The organism is Colwellia marinimaniae (assembly GCF_002207865.1).
In the GTDB taxonomy this organism is placed as follows: Bacteria; Pseudomonadota; Gammaproteobacteria; order Enterobacterales; family Alteromonadaceae; genus Colwellia; species Colwellia marinimaniae.
This window is the reverse complement of record NZ_BDQM01000009.1, coordinates 83,558-108,048: the sequence shown is the minus strand read 5'-3', so window position 1 is coordinate 108,048 and position 24,491 is coordinate 83,558. Positions and strand designations below refer to the sequence as shown.

General features: G+C 39.2%; 18 protein-coding genes. 4 read left to right on the top strand and 14 right to left on the bottom strand.

What is annotated here, in order from left to right; translation table 11 throughout:
* Positions 1-351 precede the first annotated feature (351 nt).
* A complete protein-coding gene (locus MTCD1_RS07685) occupies positions 352-555 on the bottom strand; it encodes an alternative ribosome-rescue factor A (RefSeq protein ID WP_057181872.1) in 204 nt (67 codons plus the stop codon).
* A 239-nt stretch (positions 556-794) separates the two neighbouring features.
* Here MTCD1_RS07685 and MTCD1_RS07680 point away from each other — a divergent pair, with 239 nt between their 5' ends.
* A complete protein-coding gene (locus MTCD1_RS07680; protein ID WP_057181873.1) occupies positions 795-1,535 on the top strand; it encodes a dienelactone hydrolase family protein in 741 nt (246 codons plus the stop codon).
* A 179-nt stretch (positions 1,536-1,714) separates the two neighbouring features.
* On the opposite strand, the gene rplS is transcribed toward MTCD1_RS07680, so the two are convergent.
* The 10 genes from rplS to ffh all read right to left on the bottom strand — a co-directional run bounded on the left by rplS (position 1,715) and on the right by ffh (position 14,559).
* Positions 1,715-2,068 carry a 50S ribosomal protein L19 gene (gene rplS / locus MTCD1_RS07675; protein WP_057181874.1) on the bottom strand — a complete coding sequence of 118 codons (354 nt, stop codon included), beginning with the start codon at positions 2,066-2,068 and terminating at the stop codon, positions 1,715-1,717.
* Positions 2,069-2,094: 26 nt separating this feature from the next.
* On the bottom strand, positions 2,095-2,886 hold the full coding sequence (gene trmD, locus MTCD1_RS07670) for a tRNA (guanosine(37)-N1)-methyltransferase TrmD (RefSeq protein WP_057181875.1): 792 nt from the start codon (positions 2,884-2,886) through the stop codon (positions 2,095-2,097).
* 39 nt (positions 2,887-2,925) lie between these two features.
* Positions 2,926-3,456, bottom strand: a complete 531-nt coding sequence (gene rimM, locus MTCD1_RS07665; protein ID WP_057181876.1) for a ribosome maturation factor RimM — start codon at positions 3,454-3,456, stop codon at positions 2,926-2,928.
* 27 nt (positions 3,457-3,483) lie between these two features.
* Positions 3,484-3,732: a 30S ribosomal protein S16 gene (rpsP, locus tag MTCD1_RS07660; RefSeq protein ID WP_057181877.1), complete on the bottom strand. Its 249-nt coding sequence runs from the start codon at positions 3,730-3,732 to the stop codon at positions 3,484-3,486.
* A gap of 188 nt (positions 3,733-3,920) precedes the next feature.
* Positions 3,921-5,561, bottom strand: a complete 1,641-nt coding sequence (locus MTCD1_RS07655) for a putative bifunctional diguanylate cyclase/phosphodiesterase (protein WP_057181878.1) — start codon at positions 5,559-5,561, stop codon at positions 3,921-3,923.
* A 214-nt stretch (positions 5,562-5,775) separates the two neighbouring features.
* The gene (locus tag MTCD1_RS07650) at positions 5,776-6,726 is read right to left on the bottom strand and encodes a sterol desaturase family protein (RefSeq protein ID WP_057181879.1); all 951 of its coding nucleotides are present in this window, start codon (positions 6,724-6,726) and stop codon (positions 5,776-5,778) included.
* A 188-nt stretch (positions 6,727-6,914) separates the two neighbouring features.
* Complete coding sequence (locus MTCD1_RS07645; protein WP_057181880.1) at positions 6,915-9,296, bottom strand: TonB-dependent receptor family protein; 2,382 nt, start codon at positions 9,294-9,296, stop codon at positions 6,915-6,917.
* Positions 9,296-10,699, bottom strand: a complete 1,404-nt coding sequence (locus MTCD1_RS07640; RefSeq protein WP_057181881.1) for an imelysin family protein — start codon at positions 10,697-10,699, stop codon at positions 9,296-9,298. Before MTCD1_RS07640 ends, MTCD1_RS07645 begins: the two co-directional genes overlap by 1 nt.
* 173 nt (positions 10,700-10,872) lie before the next feature.
* Positions 10,873-12,642, bottom strand: a complete 1,770-nt coding sequence (locus MTCD1_RS07635; protein ID WP_057181882.1) for a DUF4856 domain-containing protein — start codon at positions 12,640-12,642, stop codon at positions 10,873-10,875.
* A gap of 525 nt (positions 12,643-13,167) precedes the next feature.
* Positions 13,168-14,559 (bottom strand): signal recognition particle protein, encoded by a 1,392-nt coding sequence (gene ffh / locus MTCD1_RS07630; RefSeq protein WP_057181883.1) that lies wholly within the window; start codon positions 14,557-14,559, stop codon positions 13,168-13,170.
* A gap of 291 nt (positions 14,560-14,850) precedes the next feature.
* Here ffh and MTCD1_RS07625 point away from each other — a divergent pair, with 291 nt between their 5' ends.
* Both MTCD1_RS07625 and MTCD1_RS07620 read left to right on the top strand, forming a co-directional pair.
* Positions 14,851-15,648, top strand: a complete 798-nt coding sequence (locus MTCD1_RS07625; protein ID WP_057181884.1) for a cytochrome C assembly family protein — start codon at positions 14,851-14,853, stop codon at positions 15,646-15,648.
* 113 nt (positions 15,649-15,761) lie between these two features.
* A complete protein-coding gene (locus tag MTCD1_RS07620; RefSeq protein WP_057181885.1) occupies positions 15,762-17,045 on the top strand; it encodes an HlyC/CorC family transporter in 1,284 nt (427 codons plus the stop codon).
* 335 nt (positions 17,046-17,380) lie between these two features.
* Here MTCD1_RS07620 and MTCD1_RS07615 read toward each other — a convergent pair whose 3' ends face one another.
* The 3 genes from MTCD1_RS07615 to MTCD1_RS07605 all read right to left on the bottom strand — a co-directional run bounded on the left by MTCD1_RS07615 (position 17,381) and on the right by MTCD1_RS07605 (position 23,589).
* Complete coding sequence (locus MTCD1_RS07615; protein WP_057181886.1) at positions 17,381-18,001, bottom strand: transglycosylase SLT domain-containing protein; 621 nt, start codon at positions 17,999-18,001, stop codon at positions 17,381-17,383.
* Between the two features lie 950 nt (positions 18,002-18,951).
* The gene (gene gshA, locus MTCD1_RS07610; protein WP_057181888.1) at positions 18,952-20,556 is read right to left on the bottom strand and encodes a glutamate--cysteine ligase; all 1,605 of its coding nucleotides are present in this window, start codon (positions 20,554-20,556) and stop codon (positions 18,952-18,954) included.
* Positions 20,557-20,733: 177 nt separating this feature from the next.
* Entirely contained in the window at positions 20,734-23,589 is a 2,856-nt protein-coding gene (locus MTCD1_RS07605; protein ID WP_057182102.1) for a M16 family metallopeptidase, read from the bottom strand.
* A 113-nt stretch (positions 23,590-23,702) separates the two neighbouring features.
* Here MTCD1_RS07605 and MTCD1_RS07600 point away from each other — a divergent pair, with 113 nt between their 5' ends.
* On the top strand, positions 23,703-24,395 hold the full coding sequence (locus MTCD1_RS07600; RefSeq protein WP_057181889.1) for a TIGR01621 family pseudouridine synthase: 693 nt from the start codon (positions 23,703-23,705) through the stop codon (positions 24,393-24,395).
* Positions 24,396-24,491: the final 96 nt, after the last annotated feature.

Genomic DNA, 24,491 nt, shown 5'->3' with positions numbered 1-24,491 from the left:
TGAACATCGGATAATCAATAAGACAACATTCTTCTAAACGGGATCGCTATTGCGTCACCAGTGATGGGGTCGTTTATCCGAGCCTATGCTAATAATCGGGCTTTATGGCACCATTGACAGTTCAGGCTTTTTGTTCAAGTATGCTCTTCAAGCATAGCTCAGCCACCAAAGTTACTGGTAGATGGTTGGGGCGCAGCCGCTGATTTGCTAATAAGTACCATCCATGGCACGTCCGATTAAAATACCACGGGGATGACGATCCTGAGCCAAGTGCATAGGCAGGTAATTTAATGAAATGGGTATAATACTAAAGATGGAAAGTCTTATTTGATAATGGCTAGTGTTAACACCTTAAGCCACTATTAAATAAGGCTCTCGTCTTAAATTTTTAGCTTTGCGCTGATACGAACCTTTACCTTTTTTCGCTTTAACTACCTGCATTTTATAAAGCTTCGAGGTGACTAACGCCGCTAAAAAATTATCTTTAATTACCCCTCTGCCCAATTCTGTTGCACTCTTGCCAACTGTCACTAATGGCTTTTTCTGCTTACTCATGATTTATCCTTTTAAGGTTAGTTAATTATTACGCTAGGTAATGACACTAACATAATGACTATTTATTATACCGCGTTAACTCTCAAGCCATAGAAAAATCGATAACCGGCATAACTTACGTGTTTAAACGGATTTCCCTGGTAAATAAAAAGCAATGAATAACGCTATTTTTCAAGGTGGCTCAAGGGTAAACTAACTTCAATTAAGCGTAAATTTAACACAAGGACATTAACGTAATAATGATCATTCAACAGCACAGCTATGATATAGAGACCCCAACAGGCACTATGCGTACTTATGTTTACCGCCCGCAAGCGCAGGGTAAGTTCCCCACTATTATTTTTTACTCTGAAATATTCCAACAAACAGCGCCGATAGCAAGAACAGCTGCACTAATGGCTGGACACGGCTTTGTTGTGCTGGTACCCGAGGTGTTTCATGAATTAAACCCTATTGGTACTGTGTTAGGCTACGACGATGCGGGTAAAGATAAAGGCAATCAAGACAAGTGGGCTAAACCTTTAGAACACCATGATAGCGATACCCAAGCCTTAGTGAGTTTTATTCAACAGCAAGAGTATTGCACCGGCAAGATTGGCACCATGGGCGTTTGTATTGGTGGCCACCTAGCCTATCGCGCCGCATTAAATGACAATATCTTAGCCGCGGCTTGTTTGTATGCTACTGATATCCATTCAGGCGATTTACCCAGTGATGAGGGTAATGACACATTAACGCGTACTAAAGACATTAAAGCCGAGCTATTAATGATTTGGGGTAAGCAAGACCCGCATATTGCTGCTGAAGCCCGTATGAAAATACACCAGAACTTAATAGCTTCGGGTAATGTTTTTGCATGGCATGAATTTAATGCTTCCCATGCATTTATGCGCGATGAAGGTGAACGTTACGACCCACAACTAGCACTGCGTGTTTATGGCATGGCGGTAGAGCTGTTTCATCGGACACTGCTAGCTTAACCAGACTTATGCTTCACTGAGCGTTGGCTTAGTAAAATTAAAAATGGGCGGATTACCCTTCAACTGAAGGTTCAGGGTTCAATGGGAGTTAGTAAGGATAAAAAACAAAAAGCCTGAATAACGAATTATTCAGGCTTTTTTTCAAACTTTCTTTACAGAAAAATGTATAAAAAATATTTCTATTTCTTAGCCAATTTTTCTTTAATACGTGCTTTACGGCCAGATAGCTCGCGCAAGTAGTAAAGTTTAGCTTGACGAACATCACCGCGACGTTTAACTGTGATTGAATCAACAATTGGGCTATGTGTCTGGAATACACGTTCTACACCAACACCGTTCGAAATTTTACGAACAGTGAAAGCAGAATGTAAGCCACGGTTCTTAACAGCAATAATAACACCTTCAAATGCTTGAAGACGTGATTTGTCACCTTCAGTAACTTTTACTTGAACTACAACAGTATCGCCCGGAGCGAATGTTGGTAGATCAGTTTTCAATTGCTCTTGTTCGAGCATATCAAGAATTTTACTCATAATACCTTCTTCCCAGTGTGCACAGTCTAAGTGGTTTGCTTCGCTTGTTTTTTAATTAAAGCGAGCGCTTTTTCCTGCTCAGCTGTCAGAGCTAGGTTGGTTAATAATTCGGGTCTTCTAGTCCACGTTCTTAGCAAAGATTGCTCTTGTCGCCATAAGCGTATATGTTCGTGATTACCACTCAGTAACACTTTAGGTACTGACATAACGTCTCCATCAGGAGTCGTCATTACCTCAGGCCTAGTATAATGAGGACAATCTAATAAACCGTTAGAGAAGGAATCCTGCTCTGCTGAGTCTTTATGTCCCAAAACACCTGGCACTAACCGTGCTACGGCATCAATTACAGTCATAGCGGCGAGTTCTCCACCACTTAAAATGTAATCACCGACCGACCATTCCTCGTCAATATCTGACTCGATTAATCGCTCGTCTATGCCTTCATATCGGCCAGCAATAAATACTAGTCGGCTATGTTGTGCTAATTCACGTACGCCTTGTTGATCAAGCTTTCTTCCTTGCGGAGACAAATAGATGACTTTGACATTACTATCATCATCACCAGACTCTAGCGCATCTTTACGCGCAGCTTCTCTTGCCGCATGTATAGCATCGCGTAATGGTTGCACCATCATTAACATGCCCGGACCACCGCCATAAGGACGATCATCAACGGTGCGATGTTTATCATGGGTAAAGTCTCTTGGATTCCATTGCTGAAAGTCAATAAGCCCATTACGAATCGCTCGGCCTGTTACTCCATACTCAGTAATAGCATTAAACATTTCGGGAAAAAGGCTTATCACCCCAATCCACATTTTGTTATTCTCTTTAGCAGAGGTAGTGCTAGTCACAAGTTAAAAACCTGGATCCCAGTCAACACAAATTTGTTTATTTTCAAGGCTAACAGACTCAATAACTTGTTCAAAAAGATAAGGAATTAACCGCTCTTTTTTACTAAAACCATCATTTAAGTTAGCTTTCACAACCAGTACATCATTAGCGCCAGTTTCCATTATGTCTGAAACTACACCCAGGTCGTAACCTTTGTTAGTCACTACAGACATACCTATTAAATCGCGCCAGTAAAAATCATCTTGCGATAATTCTGGCAACGCTGCTGCACTGGTTTGTATCTCTGAACCGACTAATGCTTGCGCAATATCTCGATCATCAATACCCGCCACTTTCACAATTAGGCCTTTGTTATGCTTGCGCCAATCAGTAATTTCTACTGTTTGTATCTTATTCCCTAATTTTAATGACCAAGGAAAATAGTCAAGTATGGCATCGGTTTCACCAGTGAATGAATGAATTTTCAACCAGCCTTTGATGCCATAAACAGCGCCTATTTTACCTAAGGTGATTTGTTTTTCTTCTTTACTCACAAAATTCCCCTACTACCTACTAAGCAATTAAGCCGCAGCTTTTGCGTCTTTAATTAACTTAGCCACACGATCAGATAAAGTAGCACCTTGACCTACCCAATGGGTAATACGGTCTAGATCTAAGCGTAATTTTTCAGCTTGACCTTGTGCTGTTGGGTTGAAGAAACCAACTCTCTCGATGAAACGACCATCGCGAGAATTACGGCTATCTGCAACAACAACCTGATAGAATGGACGCTTTTTAGCGCCGCCACGAGCTAAACGAATGGTAACCATATCGTCCTCTATATATGTTAAGTGTTAAAACGGATTTTCCAGACACTTCCCGTCGACAAGCGACAGAAAAGCTCGCGTATTTTACGCTTTTAGTGGATTTTTACAAGTTTTATTTATCTAAGGCATTAAGAGTGGCTTACATATATTTGAACATATGACGTAAAAGGGATGCTACCTTAGTTCAACACTTAGTCTAACTCTTGGGGAGTTTGCAGCCAAGGAGGGGATTTTAACAGCAGTGCAAATGCCTTGGCATCAACGGGGCGACTATAATGATAGCCCTGCATAGAGTCCACGCAACTAACCGCCAAAAACTCACGCTGCTCGGCAGTTTCAACCCCCTCTGCGGTTATATGTAATTTTAATTGCCGAGCTAAAGCAATAATGGCTCGAGTAGCCATAACATCTGCGGCACTTTTAGGAATGTTTTTTATAAAAATACCGTCTATTTTTAATTTATTAAGTTTGAACTTAGCTAGATATTTTATTGATGAATAACCGGTACCAAAATCATCAAGGGCGATAGAAACACCTAAAGTACTCAATTGCCTCAGTTGCACTATAGACTGCTTAGCATCTTTCATTAGTGTATTTTCAGTAAACTCTAATTCTAAATATTGAGGCTCTAAATGACTAGCCGCTAACGAATCAGCAACTGTGCTAGAAAGATCCGTTATGCTTAATTGCATAACAGACATATTAACGGCTATCACTAACCCCGGGTAGCCTTGTTGCTGCCAAGATTTGTTTTGTAAACAAGCTTGGTTAAGTACCCAATCACCAATTTTTGTAATAATGCCAATTTCCTCAGCGATAGGAATAAATACATCGGGGGCCAAATCACCGAGTAAGTCATTATGCCAGCGCAATAATGCTTCAACAGCAATGATTTCATTTGAGGCAGTTGATACTATGGGTTGGTAGTGTAAAGTGAATTCTTCCTTGTCCATGGCATCAAGTAATTGTTCAGCAATTTTTTTCTTGGTATTGACTTGTTCTTGCAGCTCCTTAGAGAAAAAAGCCAAGCTATTACGGCCCTGTTCCTTAGCAAAACACATCGCAGTATCGGCATGTTTAATTAATTCTTTACTATGCTCGCCATCATTTGGATAGACAGCAATACCAATATTACTGGTTATATACATTTCTTGCATAGCTATCCGGTAGCACTTAGCCAGTTTGACAATTAACTTAGCTGCAAAAGCGTTTATATCCTCAGTGGGCGACATTGATTCAAGTATAATAAGGAACTCCACCCCGGTAATTCTCGCTAAAGTGTCACCTGAACGTAACTCGCTTGATAAACGCTTGGCGGCCTGTTGCAGTAACTTATCGCCCCCCTCATGACCTTGTTTATCATTAACAGCCTTAAAGTCTTGAATGCCAATAAATAACACCGCTATTGGCGTGCTATTTCTTTCGGCACGGGATAAAGCATGTTGCAAGCGATCGTGGCAAAGTGCTTGGTTAGGTAGGTTAGTTAAGCTATCAAAAAAGGCCAGGCGTTTAATTTCTTCTTCGGCAATAAATTGTTGCTGGATTTTTTTTCGCAAATATAAGCTATAGCGAGTCAATAATATTAATAAGCCAAGCACGGTAACACTGGCTAGGGTAATGATTTCATCTAATCGCCAATGTTGTTGCTGACTAGATAATTGTCTGACAAATTCAGGCACATCTAGCAAGCGCGTTAGCCAGAGTGAACCTGCGGTAATAAGGATAATAAACACGCTTTCAAAGGCAAAAGCAAAACGTTTAAAAAAGCCGACATTTTCAGGCTTGCCCGTTGGTAGACGAGCTATATTTTTGCGAGCATTGTTTTTAGCCATATAGTCGAGTACCTCAATTAAAGTCCATAACTAAAGCCTAGAGTTTATCTGCATAGTTTAATAACCTAAGTAAACAATGAGCTTGCTGCCGCCCGAGCACGTTAATTAGCTTAGCGTTTAACGCTATAAACACTGCTAAATTATGTGACTGGTAAACAAGTATAGCTAGCCTAGAAGAAAATAGTTAACAAGCAGTTAAACACCACCTGCTTCATTATCGCTTAGGTAAGAGGCTTTGAGCCGCCTTTTTGAAAGGTTCAAAATAGATTTGCAGCAAACTGTTGTGCCCTTTGTGATTGACACTAATGCCATAAGTAATTTTGCCCACTTGTGAGGCTTTAATGTGGCAAGAAAAAAGTCTGTCCCAAACAGCTAGGGCGGCGCCAAAGTTTCTATCAAAGTGCTTGGGGTTATCACTGTGATGTATTTGGTGTTGAGCTGGGCTTATCAAGTAGTTTTCCACTTTATCGCCCCAGCTTAACCAAATATGGCTATGGCGTAAATTTGAGCCAAAGAAATTAAACAAAAAAACCAATGCGTTAGCCCCTAAAATATCGTACATCTTTAATGTCGGACCAAAAAAGTAATAACAGAGTCCGACCACAAAACCTTGTGTTAGTGTCATTCTAAAGGCGTACAGTAAGCTTTCAACGGGATGGCTGCGATAAATGGTAAAGGGTGTTAGTACTAAAGCTGAGTGATGTACCTTATGAAACTCCCATAACAAGGGAAATTTATGCAAAATATAATGTAATAAAAAACGGGTAAAATCATCAAACAAAAACAGTAATACCGTGAATATAGTTATAATTGCGGCGCTAGATAAAGCAATCGGCTCAATATAGCCAAAGACAGCCTCTATGGCAGATGAAACACCAATAGCGATGGGCGCCATGGTGATAACAACCAGTGGAAAAAGTGCCGATTTAATCAGCTTGTTAACCACTAAGAGTACATAATCCTGTCGTGCCGATTTATGCGTATAAATGGATTTTGGAAAAACAAAGCGTAAGAATGGCAGCAGGGAAAAACGAGAGAATTTAAGCCAATATACTGGGATAGCTAATGCTAGTGCGGAAAGTAGATAAACAATGTAAATACGTTTATTGGCATCAAAAAAATATTGGCTGAGCTCGGTTAAATTAATTGATAAAAAATCGAGCACAAAACCACCTAACAAATTTTAAAATATATATAACTCGTTATACTAAATCAAAACAGCGCATCCTGTCTGGATTTAGTATAACAAGCGTTAAAGCACGGGCTGAAACACCACACACTTATAGCGCGTGGCGTATTTTATGCCGATAACTTATAGCGGTAAATTATACCGATAAAACATGCCGCATACCTTTAGAAGTTATACTGATAACCAACAAACAGCATTTGTGGTTTACTCGGCCTAGCACCATAAGGTCTGCGGCTGACAATTTCTTGGCTATCAAAAATATTATCCGCTTTAATATAAACCTTACCGTATTGACCAAGATAATAACTGGCAGATAAATCAACCACCACATAAGCTTCTGTTGTTGCCCCTTCTAAATATATTTTTTCAACAGGATCTCCTTCTGGTGTTGTTGCCTTACCAGACACCTCCTGCATTTCACCGACATAACGAGCAATAAAATTGATATCCCACTGCTCCGCCGTTAAGCCTAAATTAAGGGTTAACTGATGCTCGGCAAGGTAAGGCAGACCATCGCCCTCGGTAATTGAACCCCACATACTGAAACCGGAAACAAAAGTGTTTTTAAATTCTGAGTCCGTGTAGGTGTAAACAATTGACATGGGTACATCTAACCCTTCGCTGAGCTTAGCAGTATAACTGGTGGAAAATTCCAAACCGTAAACATCCACTTCACCGCCGTTAAACTCTTTGTCTAAACTTTCACCACAAGATGATGCGGTAGAAAATGAACAACTCTCTTTTAAATTACTCATATCATTATAGAAGAATACCGCTTCACCTTGCAGGTCGCCTTTATAGAAACGGCCACCGATTTCGTAGTTAACGCTATTTTCAATTTCAGTTTCTGGACCTTCTTTCGGACTGGTAGGAATAAAACCTTCATGGACACCAAAGAGAAAGCCTAGGTTTTCATTTACCGTATAAAAAAGACTTAAACTAGGTAACCAGATATGAGAGCTTTTCTTTTGCCAATCATCTTCTTTACCAACAGCGCGGTTTTGATAAGTAGAATCAATAAATTCGCCGCGTAAGCCTAGCGTTATAGCAAGGGCATCATATTTGATGGTGTCTTTAAAAAAGACTGCTATTGCATCGGTTTTTTCACGGTTAGTAGTGGTGTGTACTTGCGCTTCACCATCACTGACTAGATGTCCGTCACGCATATCATAACTGTCTTCGGTATGGTTACGTTCTATTTGATCTTGATGAAAACGAGCACCAACATTAAATTTATGATTTAAGCCAAACAGCACTTGTTCAAAATAAAGCTCGGTTTGAATGCCTTGTGAAAAATATTCACGGGCATTATCACCAATAATAATTTTTTCATGCTCTTCGATACTATCGGCTTGTCCAGTTAATATCTGATAAAAACCCACGTTATCATCATCTTCAGGGTTTGCTAAAATATCCTGTAAATCTCGATATCGATTATCAAACTTTTTGAAACCATTTATTTTAAACCATGAACGTTCAAAATTATTGCGATAGACACGGGTGGTGATATCGAAACTATTGGTTTGCATAAAATGGGTGAACTGGAATTGTGAATGCTGCCAGTCCATATTATCCAGCTCACTAGCAACATAACGGCGATCAGGGTTGACATAAAAATCGTCGTCGGTTAACCCTAGGTAGGTTTCATTAGATTTTTCGTCGGCATAAGAAAGCTTTAAACCAAAGGTATGGTCAACGCTGCCAGTAGTTAAGTCATAACGAAACTTGGCCATAATATCGTTTTTATCAAAACCGGTATTGCCATCACCCTTGCCATAAAGCGTAGAGCCGCCACCATCAAGCTCTTTAAAACCATCGGCTTGCATATTTATGGCTTCAATTAACACGCCAAGATCGCCAATGTTAGTGCCGTAATAACCATGAACCTTAGTGTAGCCATCAGAGCCAGCTGACACATCTACTATGCCTTCTTGAGCATCAGGTACTGCGCGAGTAGTCATATTTAGTGCGCCAGCAACGGTATTGGGGCCATATTTAATTGCCGCAGGGCCTTTAAATACTTCTAGAGACGTCATTTTAGACATCATAGGGAAATAATAAGCAGCAGGCGCTGAATAAGGTGCGGGACCAATTAAAATACCGTCTTCCATCACGGTGATTTTTTTACTACGCTCAGGGGTCGAACCACGAAAGCCTATATTAGGTCTTAAGCCATAGCCATCTTCTTCACGAATGTTAACGCCGGGCACGTTATAAAGCACTCGATTAATATCATCAAACTTAAATTTGTCTAACTCTGCTTCACCAATTAAAGTGGCTGAGCCACCTTCGGTTCTTAATTTATTACCATGGCCAATAATTTGTATACGTTCAACAAAGTCAATTTTCTTATTCACGTCCTTGGCAATTGCCTCAATATTACCAGTAATACTCGCGCTTGTTTGAGCATTATCTGCAGAATTGTTAGCATTAATGTCATCAGCGGCTATTGCCTTGGATACCGGTACTAAACAAGTAGATAAAGCAATGGAGAGCGCAAGTGCGGTGGTAGAAAAAGCAAAGTTGTTAATAGTGTTATTAAGCATTAATCATTATCTCCAGCGGCGGTTTGAGGTAACTCTAAAGCTAAACTGGTAATAAAATCGCTTTTTAACTTATCGGTAATATTTTTTACCTCACCATGGGTGACTAATACTTTATCTGGATCAGCTACTAAGGTTGCCGCCAAAGATAGTTGATAATTTTCAGTTTCTTCTATGGCTAGTTCTACATGATCGGTAATGATATCAGCAGTAACCTCATCGCCAACATCAATTAAATAATGGCTAAAACCTAAGGCATCGACTTCATCAGCAGTTAAGCTACCCTGCATAAACATTTTTAAAGCGCGTAAGTTATTAGTGATATTGATTATCGAGTGATTTGCGTATTTTGCTTCAACGGATTCAGGGCAAGCTTGGGCACCACATTCATTAGCAAATAAGCCAAGTGGCTGAGCAAGCTTACTGTCTTTAGTCGACTTATCTAGATAAAATATGGCATCACTTAATTCATTTACCGCATCATGCTGGGTAGCAAAATCACTACCTAGGGTACCAGCTGACTTAAGCTTAGCGGCATAACCACCATGACCATCACTGCCTAACCAAGCAGTTAATAGCTCATTAGCATTATGTTCAATATCACTGGCCACTTCACTGGCATATGCACAGCGTGCGACTTTACGGTATTGTTCGGTTTGGTTATTCCATTGGCTTGGCACTGTTGAACCAGTACAGCTATGAGTGAGGTTGTCATTAAATAGTAAATACTCTAAGGCGACCATGCTTTTACGTGAAGCGGTACGGGTAGCAATATCATAAGGCTGGCCATTTACAGTGCCGGCTTTAAAATAAGTAACATCAAGGTCAACGCCACAAGTATTTTGTGTTGGCCATGAATAGATATTATTACGTAATGCGCCATCACCAATAAGTAGAGGAGACAATTGCATCATATCCGCTTGTTGCCAGCTATCCATGGCATTACGCCAGCTGTCTTTCGCCAATACTTTGGCTTCACTCACTAATGAGTCACTACCATTATTGTCAGCAAGAGCTTCTTCTTGTTGGCAATAAACGTTAATCGCTTGTTGCTGGGCAGCTGCTAGCGTTGAGAATTCTTGGTAAGTTGGCGTGATTACCTTATCGACAATACTGGCAATTAACTTACCTTGATCAAAGCTACTATCATTACTCTGGTTGTTATCATCAGTTCCATTAGCGGGATCTCCTCCAGTGCCAGTATTACTACCATTACTGCTGTCATCTCCCCCCGCGCCAGTATTACTGTCGCTATCTTCATTAACGGTTCTACTACTAAAACCATCACCACTAGAGTTGCTATTGCCTTCGCCACAAGCGCTAACTAGAAACACAGAGGCCAGTGCCACAAAAATAAGCTTCTTATTGAATGAAAGAGCTAAAGAAAGTGCTTGGGAATACTTCATGATTATCTTACCTTTACTCTACTTATACATGGGCAAGAATTGCCCCTTGCACCATAATGCAAGTTACTAAGTATTTAAACGCAACAAAGCTCGAACAACATCCCTGTTCAAGCTTTATTTAAATTTTAAGGTGTTAGCCCTTGGTTTTAATACCTTAGGCTAACAATAAACGTCTACCAGTTCGCGACATTTTCAGCATCAAAACTTAATGCTGTTTGCAAGATATCACGCGCTTTAATCAGACCAGCTTGATATGCCACAACATCCCCAGTTAAAACCGGTGCATCTTTAAATAAGATGTGCATTGCTTCGAACTGCTCATCTGTAATAGGCGAGTAAGGGTTAAACTGTAAACCTAAAGCAAACCCTTTAAGTTCAGAGAAGTGCTTAGCCGTTGTAGCAAAGTCGAACTCAGTTGTACCTACTTTAGCTAAATCAGCATGTAAGTCATTAATATAATGGACAACTGTTGCAGCAATTGCTCGTTCCCATGCATCAACGGCAGAGTCACGGTAGCCTAAAAGCTCTGTCATTTGAGCTTCAGTTAACGCCGTACCGGCATTGTCATTAATTAGCTTACGGCCACTTAAGAAAGCATCCATCGCTTGCTTAGTGTAATCAGTTGCAGCAGCATTATCTTTTGAACCACGGTCACGTTTAGCGGCATTTATTGAGTTGCCAAAATTTTTCTCTGACATTAAATCAATCTTACCATCACCATTTGTGTCGTGTTGACCATTCCAGTCACTACGACCATCTTCATCAGAAGACACCTTGCCAGCGATTTCATTGTCGTTATAAGCTAAATAATCACGTGCTGCGCCAAAGTAACCAAATCCTTCATCAAATTGATGCTCTAATGAGGTGTAATTTTTATCACCATCCTTATCACCAGTTATGTTATCTGCCTTTAAACCTTTATTTTCATTTAAATAATCATCTGTCCCTTGCGCATAAGTCACAGACATTAATAAGAATTTTTGAATTAATTGGTTTAAATCAGTACCGTCATAATTTACGTAAACAGCAATTTTGGTGTCAGTACCTGGAGCATAACGCTCACCACCTAGGTTTTCCATGGCATTATCAGCAAGCTGCTCAAAGAAACTCTCGATTAAGCCTGTTGGCGTAATTGTGCCTTTTGTGCCCCAACCAGCAAAGTCACCATCATTCCAATCTTTTGACTGTCCCCAGTTATCATTACCAGCAACCTTACCTTTTAAGGTTTTATGACCTGAAGAGATATCACTAAAGGTTTTTTGCTTGGCATCAATAAAGGTTATTGGAAAAACACCATCGATCCAATCTTCACTCTTACCGTCAAAATAAGTATTTAATTTAGCAATAACTGCTTCTTTAGACGGTAAATCTCCGTTATCTAAATCAGCTTGTAAACCACCTTTACCAATGTAGTGCTTTAATTCTGCAATTAATGCATGACGTGCTAATTGACCGCCGTAAGAAACACTTGATTTTTTATACTTATCGTCTTTAACTAACTCACTAGAAAAGTCGTAGTAGTTAGGAACATGTTCAAACAAGTCTCTTACGTTAATTGTTACTTCCTGTGTATATTCATTGCTATCTTTATCAGTTACTGTGATATTGAATGTGACTTCTTTTTCTTTTTCATAATCTAGAGCGTACCCATCAGCAAGCTTTAATTTAGCACCCTTGATAACAAAATATTCATTATCAGTGACATATGAAAATAACTCGTCAATATCTAAGTCAATGGTTTTTAGAGTAGCAATATCCGCACCTACTTCATTCTCATCGACAACAATACCTACTTCACCATCGTGTAAAGCAAAAGATGCCTCAAGTTTAATTTCAGTAGGTGCCAGGTTGATTATTTCTTCAATATCATCACTTGAACAAGCGCTTAGTGCTGAAGTTGCTACCATAACTGCTATAGCGAGTGCTTTTCTTTGAAATTTCATTACTACTCCAATTGTGCTCAATACGACCTTAACTTGTTATCTCAAAGTATTTCGCGATGAGAGACATACCATTAAAGTGTCGAGCTATTTTGTATTTTTTAATTGCCCGCATAATACACAAGTCTAAACACAAATGCGAATAAATCTCATAAAGATGTGAATTAATGTTACTTTTATTGATTTATAGTAACGAAGGCTAAAAATGAGCAACTATAGCAAGGGAATTAAATAAAATAACGTGCCTATGCACATGGTTCAGGCTCGTCATCCCCGTGGTGTCAATAGTAGATCCTGCTTCTAAAAGCAATGGATCTTCGATCAGAGACTTCGTAGATGACGTTTACAACGACGTGCTGAGCTAACTGCATAACCCTGAAAAATAAAAAAGGCCGCAAATGCGACCTTTAATAGAATAATTAACTATGTAAAAAATGTGTATTAACGGCCAAACATGCCGCCAACATAAGGCATCATACCTTGCCTTATGTTGTACAAGTGCATCATTTTTATTTTAAAAAATGTGTATTAACGGCCGAACATACCACCCATACCGCCGCCCATGCCGCCACCTGGTGGCATCATGCCCTGCATGCTGCGCATCATTTTTTTCATGCCGCCTTTGCCTGACATTTTTTTCATCATTTTTTGCATTTGAGTAAATTGCTTAAGTAATTTATTCACATCTTGAATTTGAGTGCCCGATCCAGCCGCAATACGACGTTTACGTGAGCCTTTAATAACATCAGGACGTTCACGCTCGCCCGGTGTCATAGAGTTTATAATCGCTTCCATGCGCACGGTTACCTTGTCATCCATTTGATCTTTTATTTTAGCCGACATATTGCCCATGCCTGGAAGTTTATCCATCATGCCCATCATGCCGCCCATATTTTTCATTTGTACGAGCTGGTCACGGAAGTCTTCTAAGTTAAAACCCTTACCGCTTTTGACTTTTTTGGCTAATTTCTCGGCTTGTTTTATATCAAGCTTGTGCTCTATTTCTTCAACCAGCGAGAGCACATCACCCATACCCAAGATACGCGAGGCAATACGATCAGGATGGAAAGGCTCTAACGCTTCAATTTTTTCACCGACGCCCATAAATTTAATAGGTTTACCGGTAATATGACGAATAGAAAGCGCTGCACCACCACGGGCATCACCATCGGTTTTGGTTAAGATAATACCTGTTAACGGTAAAGCTTCATTGAAGGCTTTGGCGGTATTCGCCGCATCTTGACCTGTCATGGCATCAACAGTGAAGAGGGTTTCTATCGGATTAATGGCGGCATGAAGCTGCTGAATCTCGGCCATCATGTCTTTATCTATATGTAAACGACCCGCGGTATCGACAATAAGTACATCGAAAAAGTTTTTCTTCGCATGATCAACAGCAGCAGTAGCTATATCAATAGGTTTTTGTTTGTCATCACTAGGGAAAAAAGCAACATCAATTTCTTTGGCTAAGGTTTCAAGTTGCTTTATGGCTGCTGGGCGATAGACATCGACACTGACCACCAGTACTTTTTTCTTTTCTCGTTCGGTTAAAAATTTTGCCAACTTAGCAACGGAGGTTGTTTTACCTGCGCCTTGCAGACCCGCCATTAATATTACGGCTGGTGGCGCCGCTTTTAAGTCAAGCCCTTCATTGACTTCACCCATGGCTGCTTCAAGTTCTTTTTGTACAATTTTGACAAAAACTTGGCCTGGGGAAAGGCTTTTAGAAACATCGGTACCAACCGCTTGCTCTTTTACTTTAGCAATAAAATCACGAATGACGGGCAAAGCGACATCAGCTTCGAGTAATGCCATACGAACTTCGCGTAAGGTATCTTTAATATTGTCTTCGGTTAAACGGCCACGGCCACTAATGTTTTTAAGTGTTTTACTTAAGCGATCGGAAAGATTGTCAAACATGAAATACTCTAACAGCAAAATATGGGTGAGGTTAATGCTGCTATTATACCCAAATATCGCTAAGATGCGACAGCAGATAGTCCTGCATGTCATTTAGTATGGATAAAAATGAAATATATATGACTTGACTGAACTCACTGATTATCTTTTATCCATTAAGGCACTGATAAAATACCCCTTGGTTTTCTTTAATTTAAGTCAATACTTTACACGAATCACATGGCGCAGAAGATTTAATCTGATAGAATCAATTTTTTAATGGATATGTTCAGCCGTTTTAGGGGTTAGTTAGTGGATTTTTTGGTTATAGGTTCAAGTTTAGCTTTTTTGCTTTATATACTTGCGACGTTAGCAATCGTCACACGATTATTTCACCCTAAAGGACCGAATCTCACCTTAGTATTAAGTTTAGCTACCGCTGCTATAGCAATTCATGCTTTTAATGATGGCTTATTATTTTTCTCCCAAGACAGTATCAACTTTAATTTACCCAATGTAATTTCCTTAGTCAGCTTAATTATCACTGTGGTGGTTACCTTGGTAGCGCTGCGCTTTAAAGTCAATTTATTGCTACCTGTGGTCTATGGCTTTACCGGTTTATGGCAGTTAGTCATACTCTTTCTTCCGCCTATTGAATCCATTCCTTTGGTGGTAGAAAAATTCGTTTTATTAAGCCATATCAGTTTTGCCTTAATTGCTTATTGTATACTCATTATTGCTACTTTATATGCGTTCCAAGTAACCTATATTAACTTAAAACTAAAAAGAAAAAACTTAACCGCTGTGGCTCATTTACCACCACTTATGCAAGTAGAGAAGCAACTATTTAGCATTTTGACCCTGGGCACAGTAATTCTATTTGTAAGTCAAGTTATTGGTTTTGTTTTTCTCGATGACTTTCTGGCGAAAAAAAATGCTCATAAAACAGTACTATCATTACTAGCCTTTGCTACATACAGCCTTATTCTATGGGGACACTTTCAAAAAGGTTGGCGTGGTCACCGAGTATTAGTGTTAATGATCAGTGCTAGTGGTTTACTGACCTTAGCTTACTTTGGCAGTCGCTTAGTAAAAGAATTCATTTTATAAATAACGACTATTTATCCCTACCCTTGTCGCCATGACATTGCTGGTATAAGCTAGCCGTATTCACTAATCATTTTATTTTTAACTTTTACTTTTATATAGAGGAAATTCCCTTTTTGGACAGTATATCCACCCAGATGCTCTTTAGCATTCTTGGCGTCTTAATATTCTTATCGGCCTATTTTTCAGGTTCAGAAACCGGCATGATGTCATTAAACAGATATCGATTGCGTCACCTGGAAAAACAAAAACATAAAGGCGCTATGCGAGTCAGTAAATTACTTGCTCGCCCAGACCGCCTTATTGGATTAATTCTTATTGGTAATAACCTGGTTAACATTGCCGCTTCTGCTATTGCCACCATAATAGGCTTACGCTTATTTGGTGATATGGGCATTTTGATTGCAACTATAGTGTTAACCTTTGTGATCCTCATTTTTGCCGAGGTTACCCCTAAAACACTCGCCGCACTGTACCCAGAAAAAGTGGCCTTTCCTAGTTCGATAATTTTAAGCTTATTACTGAAATTACTTTTCCCACTGGTGGTAGTAGTAAACTGGATAACCAATGGTATATTGATGCTTTTAGGCATAAATTCTGACCAAAGAGAGCAACATAGCCTCAGTAGTGAAGAATTAAAAACCGTAGTAAACGAATCTGGCGCTTTATTACATAAACGCGATCAAGATATGTTGGTCAGTATTTTAGACTTAGAAAAAGTTGTCGTGGAAGATATCATGATCCCACGCAGTGATTTGGTCGGGATAGATGTTAACGCTGATTGGAAAAAAATACAAAAGCAACTTACTCAAGGAAACCATACTCGAGTATTACTTTATCGCGATAACATAGATGATGTGGTCGGTTATATACATGCCCGAGATGCGTTAAAGCTTTTATCAAAAAATCAATTTACTAAGGCGACATTACTTAGAGCGGTACGTGAATTATATTTTATTCCCGAAGGCACACCATTAAATATTCAATTATTAAAGTTTCAACGTGCTAAAGAGCGTTTGGGTTTAGTGGTTGATGAATATGGCGACATCCAAGGTTTAGTCACTTTAGAAGATATTCTTGAAGAAATTGTCGGTGACTTTACTACGACCATGACACCAACAACCAGTGAAGAAATTAACTTGCAGCCTGATGGCAGTTATTTAGTCGATGGTAGCGCGAGTATCCGAGATATTAATAAAGAGATGTCATGGAAATTGCCCACAGATGGTCCTAAAACCCTTAATGGCTTGATTCTCGAATACTTAGAAGAGATTCCACAGAGTAATATTAGTTTACGCATCTCTGGCTACCCTGTAGAGATCATTGATGTTGCAGACAATAAGATAAAAACCGTACGGGTAATGCCTGAACATTATATTGATGAAAACCCTGAAGATTAATAATTAAACAGAAAAAAGTTAATCACAAAGTTATCCACAGAATAGGGTTTTCGAATAACCTTATTCAACGCTCCACAATTTCTGTGGATAACAATAGCCAACCCTATCAGCAGCAGCATTTAGTTATTTCAATAAAAATTTAACAAAAAAGCAGTCTTTTTTTTCTGTTTATTTTATGAAAACACTGGCTATTGCTGTAGCTATTATCACAGCTAGGCTTGCTGGTTTTATAATGTAAAAAACAAATGGACAAGCTTTATCCCAGGGTAACTATTATCATTTACACAAAATGACTGGTTAAAGACTATCATACTGACTTTCATGTAATGGCTGGATTAATCAAAGAATAATCGCCACAACCAACCATGATCTAGGTCTTTTTCACAACTCTTTAATTGACTACTGTAACGTCTAGCTCGGTTATCCACTTTACGTGCGACTTTCACTAACCAAGGTTTTTTCTTATAACTTTTATGCTTAAAGCCCCCCCAACCCTCGTGGTAATTTAAGTACTGGCTATATGCGTCCCACTTAGAAACCCGATTCACCTTTTGGGTTTTAAAAATAAACCAGCCCATAAAATCAATCGCGTCATCAAAATCATCTCGATCTGCTCCTGAGTTACCTGTCTCACGCATATAGTCTTTCCAAGTCATCGTTTTAGCTTGCGAATACCCATAGGCAGTACTTACCCTACCCCAGGGGATAAAACCTAACAAATAGTCTCTTGGTGGCAAAGCATCGTGACGAAATGAGCTTTCTTGATACATCATACTCATAGGTACATGGATAGGTACGCCCCAACGTTCACGGGTATCTTTAGCAGCAAAATACCAATCGCGATGTTCACGAAATATTTCACATATATTCTCAGGGTTTTTCGGTGGTGGGGTGGCACAACTTGCGAGCAATAAAACACTTGCGGCGATAACTAAGGTCGTTTTACATGAAGGCATATACAAATAACAATTATGAAAATATACTGTTCATAATGCCAGAATCACTAAAGCAATGGCAGTTATTGCGAGTAAATTTATTAGCTTAAAATTAATTTATGAAATAATGTTAAATAAAGATAAATAATTTGAACTAAACATTAATGCCACACTCTTACTTAACAGTTATGTTATTCCCTTAGTGTTTCATGTTTTATGCGCCCTCTAGTTTTAGTTGGGCGTTTTTTTTTGATGAGAATTTACAGCTGGAATAACAGCTATGTTATTCCGCCTCTTATTAGTGACTTTTCATGTTTTACGCGTCCTCCTATCTGGAATAAGTAGTTGGGCGTTTTTTTTTGATGAAAATTTAGAGCTGGAATAACAGCTATGTTATTCCGCCTCTTATTAGTGACTTTTCATGTTTTACGCGTCCCCCTATCTAGAATAAGTAGTTGGGCGTTTTTTTTTGATGAGAATTTAGAGCTTGAATAACAACTCTGTTATGCCGGCTCTTATTAGTGACTTTTCATGTTTTATGCGCTTACATTTATGGTTAAGCACTTTTTTTCACCTTAAATTCAGCAAGTAGAATAACAGCTATGTTATTCCGGCTTTTATTAGTGAGCTTCCATCTTTAAAGATTTATCAGCGAACTATTTAGCCAGTACTGAGGCATAGTTTTATCTATTAGAACTATAAAGAGAGGCATCTGCTAAGGGATGAATATTGATGCCATAGAGTATAATTTGATAATAAAGGCATTAACGGATAATTTTTTTGAAATAAATGAACTTATCAACTTTTATCACGTCTTACTAATTGAAACATTCTTCCCTGGATTGCTTTCATTTGATTTAAGTATTGTTTACTTAGATAACCAGCGCGTCGCCTTGACGCGCTTTTTTTATCTCTCAATTACTATTCTACTTTACCTAGCAATTGTGCACCTAACCTCTTGCCCGTGGCTTTTAGGCGAAATAGTCAGCTAAAAAATCATCGAAATTTAGTACATCTGCGGCCTCTATATCCGCTTGCGCTTGATGAGATACAGGTACACTTTCGTCAAAAAATGTCTGGCTATAAAATTGGTAATCCCGTTCTTTTGCCTGCTGTCGATATTTACTAGCTTTATCTAAAGCATACTGAGACAAAGACTGCTCTTGAATAGCCGTTAATATCTGTGCCGAAGGCGTTAAATTGGCATCATTAATTTTAGCTTGCTCACGAACAATAGCGGCACTGTAATTACTGGTTTGGTAAGCTTTATCTAACAACTCGGCCACAAGTTTCAGCTGCTCAAATATCTCATTACCCCAAGTAGTCACCGATTTTAGGACAACGTCTCCCTGGTTATTGGTATCAGACAATAATAACTCGGGATCTCTACCGCGTAATACCACATCATTCATATTCGACTCATGAATTTTTTGTGCCGAACAATCAAACTCTTTATTATCAACAAAAGCACAAAAAGTAAGGAATATATCTAAAAAATACACTTGCTCAAGGCTAATACCAGTATCTGAAAGAGGATTAACATCAAGTGCTCGTACTTCTATATACTCGACACCACGTTCACCTAACGCAACGGATGGTTTCTCGCCAGATTTAGCGACACGTTTGGGACGAATAGGCGCATAGAGCTCATTTTCAATTTGTAGTACATTGTCGTTCAACTGCTGATATTGACCATTAACCTTAACACCAATGCCAGCAAAGTCTTTCGACTTTAATTTAGTCGCTTGTTGCACACCAGCAACATAATCCGCCAAATTGTTATAACAAATTTTCAAGGTCGATTGTTCAGCGCTGGTATAACCTAAATCACTCATGCGTAAGGAGGTCGCGTACTCAAGATACAGCGTACCAAAAGGTGTCTTTTTAAAAGGTAAATTATGCTCTTTACCTTGTAAAAAAGAGCTACATATTGCCGGCGAGCTACCGTATAAATAGGGGATCAACCAGCAAAAGCGTTTGTAATTTCTTAAGATGGAAAAATAGCGATCGGAAATAAAATCATCTAGTGGTAGGGGCTTACCTACTGCTGACTCTATTTTTTCAGTCTGATGTAGCTTATGTTGCACCTGCCAGAAGTCTTGTGAAAATGAGAAATTAAAATGAATTCCTGAGATGACTTGCATCATAGAGCCATAGCGATTTTTCAGACCTTGACGATAAACAGTCTTCATTTTACCAATGTTAGAGCTACCATACTGAGCTAGTGGTATTTTTTCAGCATCGGTAACAAAGCATGGCATGCTCATTGGCCACAGCAGTTCACCGTCAATATTATCAAAGGTGTACTTTTGAATATCTTGTAGTTGAGCTATCGCTTGCTCGGGGGAGTGACTTACTGGGGTAATAAATTCAAGTAACGTCTCTGAATAGTCTGTGGTTATCTGTCCATGAGTTAGCGCTGAACCAAGTTGGTGATAATGACCATGCTCTGATAACTTTCCTTCGGGCAATATTCGCAATGCCTCTCGCTCTATACCGCGACCAATACCTGCAACAGCAGCCAAATTTTCACTTTGGCTAAAAGCGCCAATATAATCAGTTAATGAGAGTGTCAAAATAATTCCTATCTATACCAGTCAGCCACGTAGGTTAACCGTTAGCTTAATTTAGCATTTAGCGAGTAAGAGGTATAAAAAAAACCCCTTATTAATACGATATAAATAAGGGGTCTTTGAATGATTTTCAATACCTATGTTATATATATTCCGCTTTATTTTTTATGCGGACTGATATTATTTGGCCAATTCCAGTTCAACCACTTCAATATTAAGTGCTTCTAATTGCGCCCTAACTACTTGACCGTCGCCAACGACAATCCATTGCATAGGTTTTGCCAATTCTTTTGCTGCAATAGCATTTAATTGCTTAAGGGTAATGTTATTGATAATTTCACCTTGTTGCTCACCATAATTAACCGGTAAGTTAAATTGTAACAATTGTCTTAAGAAGCCGCTTTTTTGACTCGGTGTTTCAAAGCTTAAGGCTTCGTTTTGTGAAATAGCTTGACGCATAAAGGTAACTTCATCTGCCGTTAAACCATGTTGTTGGTAGTTTTTCAGCTCTGTTTCAATTTCAATCATAGCATCATAAGTATGCTCTTTTTTAACACTAGCACCAGCACTGAAGCTGCCAAGCGTTTTACCGGCTGAGAAGTAACTTGAGGCGCCATAAGTATAACCTTTATCTTCACGTAAATTTAAATTGATACGGCTATTAAAAGCGCTACCTAAGGGGTAATTCATTAACGTTGCTTTAAAGTATTCACCGGTTGCATCATAAGTCATCGCTCTACGTGATAGCTTGATCACAGATTGGCTGGCATCTGGTAAATCAACAAAATATAATTTATTTGGTGTCACTGCGGGGAATTGATAATCACCAGCTATGGTGTAATCTTTACCCTGCCAAGCTTGCAAAGTAGTCAATTTCGCTAACAAGTCAGCTTTATCAATATCACCCACAACCACTAGGCTCGCCTTAGCCGGAGAAAAATATGTTTGATAGAAGCCTTTAATATCTTCAAGAGATATCGCTGATACTGTCGTTATGGTACCGCTGTCAGCTAAGCCAAAACGATTATCTTTGCCGTAAGTGACTTGCTTTAATGCTCTGCTGGCTAGAGTACGCGCATCTTTATTACCTTGTCGTAAGCCTTCTATTAACTGATTTTTAACTCTATCAAAATCAGCTTGCGCAAAAGCAGGTTTAAACATCATTTCATTCATTAACGCTAGAGTCGCATCAAGATTTTTCACCAAGCTATTAACTTTAATATAGGTATTACGCCCGCTTGCGCCAATAGAAATATCACTACCAAGTTTTGCCAGTTCATTCGATAGCTCTTCTTTGCTGCGTACCGTTGTGCCCTCATTCATCAAACTAGCTGTTAAACTGGCTAAGCCGGCTTTGTCGACTGAATCAAGTAAGACACCGCCATCAAGGCTTAATAACAAACTAACGGTGGGTGTTTCACTGTTTTTAGTGGCTATGATTTCAATGCCATTAGCAAACGTTTCCCGCCATAAAGTGGGGACGGTAATTTGTGGATTAGGCCCAGATGTTGGCATAACACTACGATCAAAGTCACTGGTGTTTTTCATCAGTGCTGTATCAAGTTGAGCCAGCGTTGGTGGTTTACTGACATCAGGCAGAGTAAAGTTGTTTGTTTTCGCGATTAGCTTTTCTTGCCCATGTGGCACTATCGACAATATCGCGGCACCTTTACCCTGGATATACTTTTTAAAGACTCGCATGACATCGGCTTTGCTTACATTATTATAACGATCGACTTGCTGCGCGGTGTAATTAGCATCACCTAACATAGTTTGATAATGCGCTAAGTTAGAGACTTTACCAGAAACACTTTGCAAGCCATAAATAGTACCGGTTTCAATACCCACTTTGGTTTTTAATAAATCATCGGCATTAACACCACGTTGTTCAAACTCAAGCAGAGTATCATTAATCACTTGCTCAATTTTTGCCAATGATAAACCTTGTTGTGGATTTGGTAGAGCAAAAAAGCTCATTTGACAAGCTAGTTCACGACATGGGTGGCTTGCCCCTGCTTGCACAGCAATGCCAGATTTTACTAAGTTTTTATAAAGTAGTGACGTTGGCCCGTTGCCTAATATATTGGCTAAGACATCCAAGGCTGGTTCATCTTCATGCATACCATAAACGGTGGGAAAACTAATATAAAGTAATGGTAAAGAGACATTATCGGTAAAAGAGTAATAACGATTTTCACTCAGTGTTACTGATGTTTTTGCAACATTTTCTACTGCGGGGCCGGCATTTAGTCCGCCAAAATATTTATTCACCCAAGCAAGGGTTTGTGCTTCATCGATATCACCACCGATAGTCAGTACCGCATTATTAGGTCCGTACCAACGAGAGAAAAACTCTTTTAAATCGCTTACTGTGCCACGGTCAAGATCAGACATATAACCAATGACCGGCCATGAATAAGGATGTTCGCGTGGGAAAATCATTTGATTTATGGTTTCATTTAATCGGCCATAGGGACGATTATCAACATTTTGGCCACGCTCATTTTTTACTGTCGCACGTTGTATCTCAAATTTTTCTGGCGTGATGGCTTCAAGCAAAAAACCCATACGGTCAGACTCAAGCCATAACATTTTTTCTAATTGGTTTTTCGGTACGGTTTCAAAATAGTTGGTACGATCCGAGTTAGTTGTACCATTTAGGTCGCCACCACTTTGTGTAACCACTTTAAAATGCTGCTCATCGGCAACATTTTGTGAACCTTGAAACATCATATGCTCAAAGAAATGAGCAAAACCTGACTTACCTAGTTGCTCACGTCCTGAGCCGACATGGTAGGTGACATCAACATGTACTAAAGGATCTGAATTATCTTGGTGTAAAATTACCGTTAAACCATTGGCTAACTTATATTTTTTAAAAGGAATATTAATAACATCTTGCTGAGCAATTACCGTTTCAACCAAACTAACACCCGCGGGTAAAGTGGTCGTTTCTTGGCTACTACAAGCAAATAATAAGGCTGTGCTAGCGGCTATTGCCGTGACTTTAAATGTAGATTTAAATTTATCTAGTATTTGGGCAGAAAAGTGCTTTTGAAAAGATTGTCGCAAAATAACATCCTGTAAAAAGAGTAAAATCTAAGAGTTTGAATTATCATAGCAAACATAATCACCAAGGGGCTATTTAAATGTATCAAACTATTGCAGAACATCATGATTTTATTGTTGTTGATAAATACCCTGGCAGCAACTTTCATGATGAAGGCGAACTTGGCTCAGGGCTTTTTTCTCGGGTAAAGAGCCAGTTAAAAAAGCAAAATAAAAATGCAGATCTCTATCCCGTACATCGACTCGATAAAATGACTTCAGGGCTGGTTATCTTTGCAAAAAACCTAGCCTGTGCACAAACCTTTGGTCGGCTTTTTAATGACCACGATATTGAAAAATATTACCTAGCCATTAGCGACAAAAAACCCAGTAAAAAACAGGGCTTAATTAAAGGTGATATGGCAAAAAGCCGGCGCGGTATGTTCAAGCTATTACGCACCATGAAAAACCCTGCCATTACCCAATTTTTATCATTCAGCATAGCCAACAAACAACGGTTATACTTGCTTAAACCCCATTCAGGAAAAACCCATCAATTACGTGTCGCCCTTGCTAGTATAGGTGCGCCCATTGTTGGCGACCCACTTTATTACAGCACATCGACAGCAGACCGAGGCTATTTACATGCCTATGCGCTCAAGTTTAGCTATTTAGGCGAAGACTTCGAGTTTACTTCGCTACCGACAAAAGGCGAGTTTTACTTAAACGCAGCAGTTAATGACCAGTTAACGACAATAAAAAAACCTTGGCAGTTAAACTGGCCAAGGCTTTAGCGCGAACAAGTTCCCGCCTACAGATTATCAATAAATCGTAGGCGGCTTATCTTGAATATAAACTAATCGCGCAATTTTCTATAACGAATGCCAAAA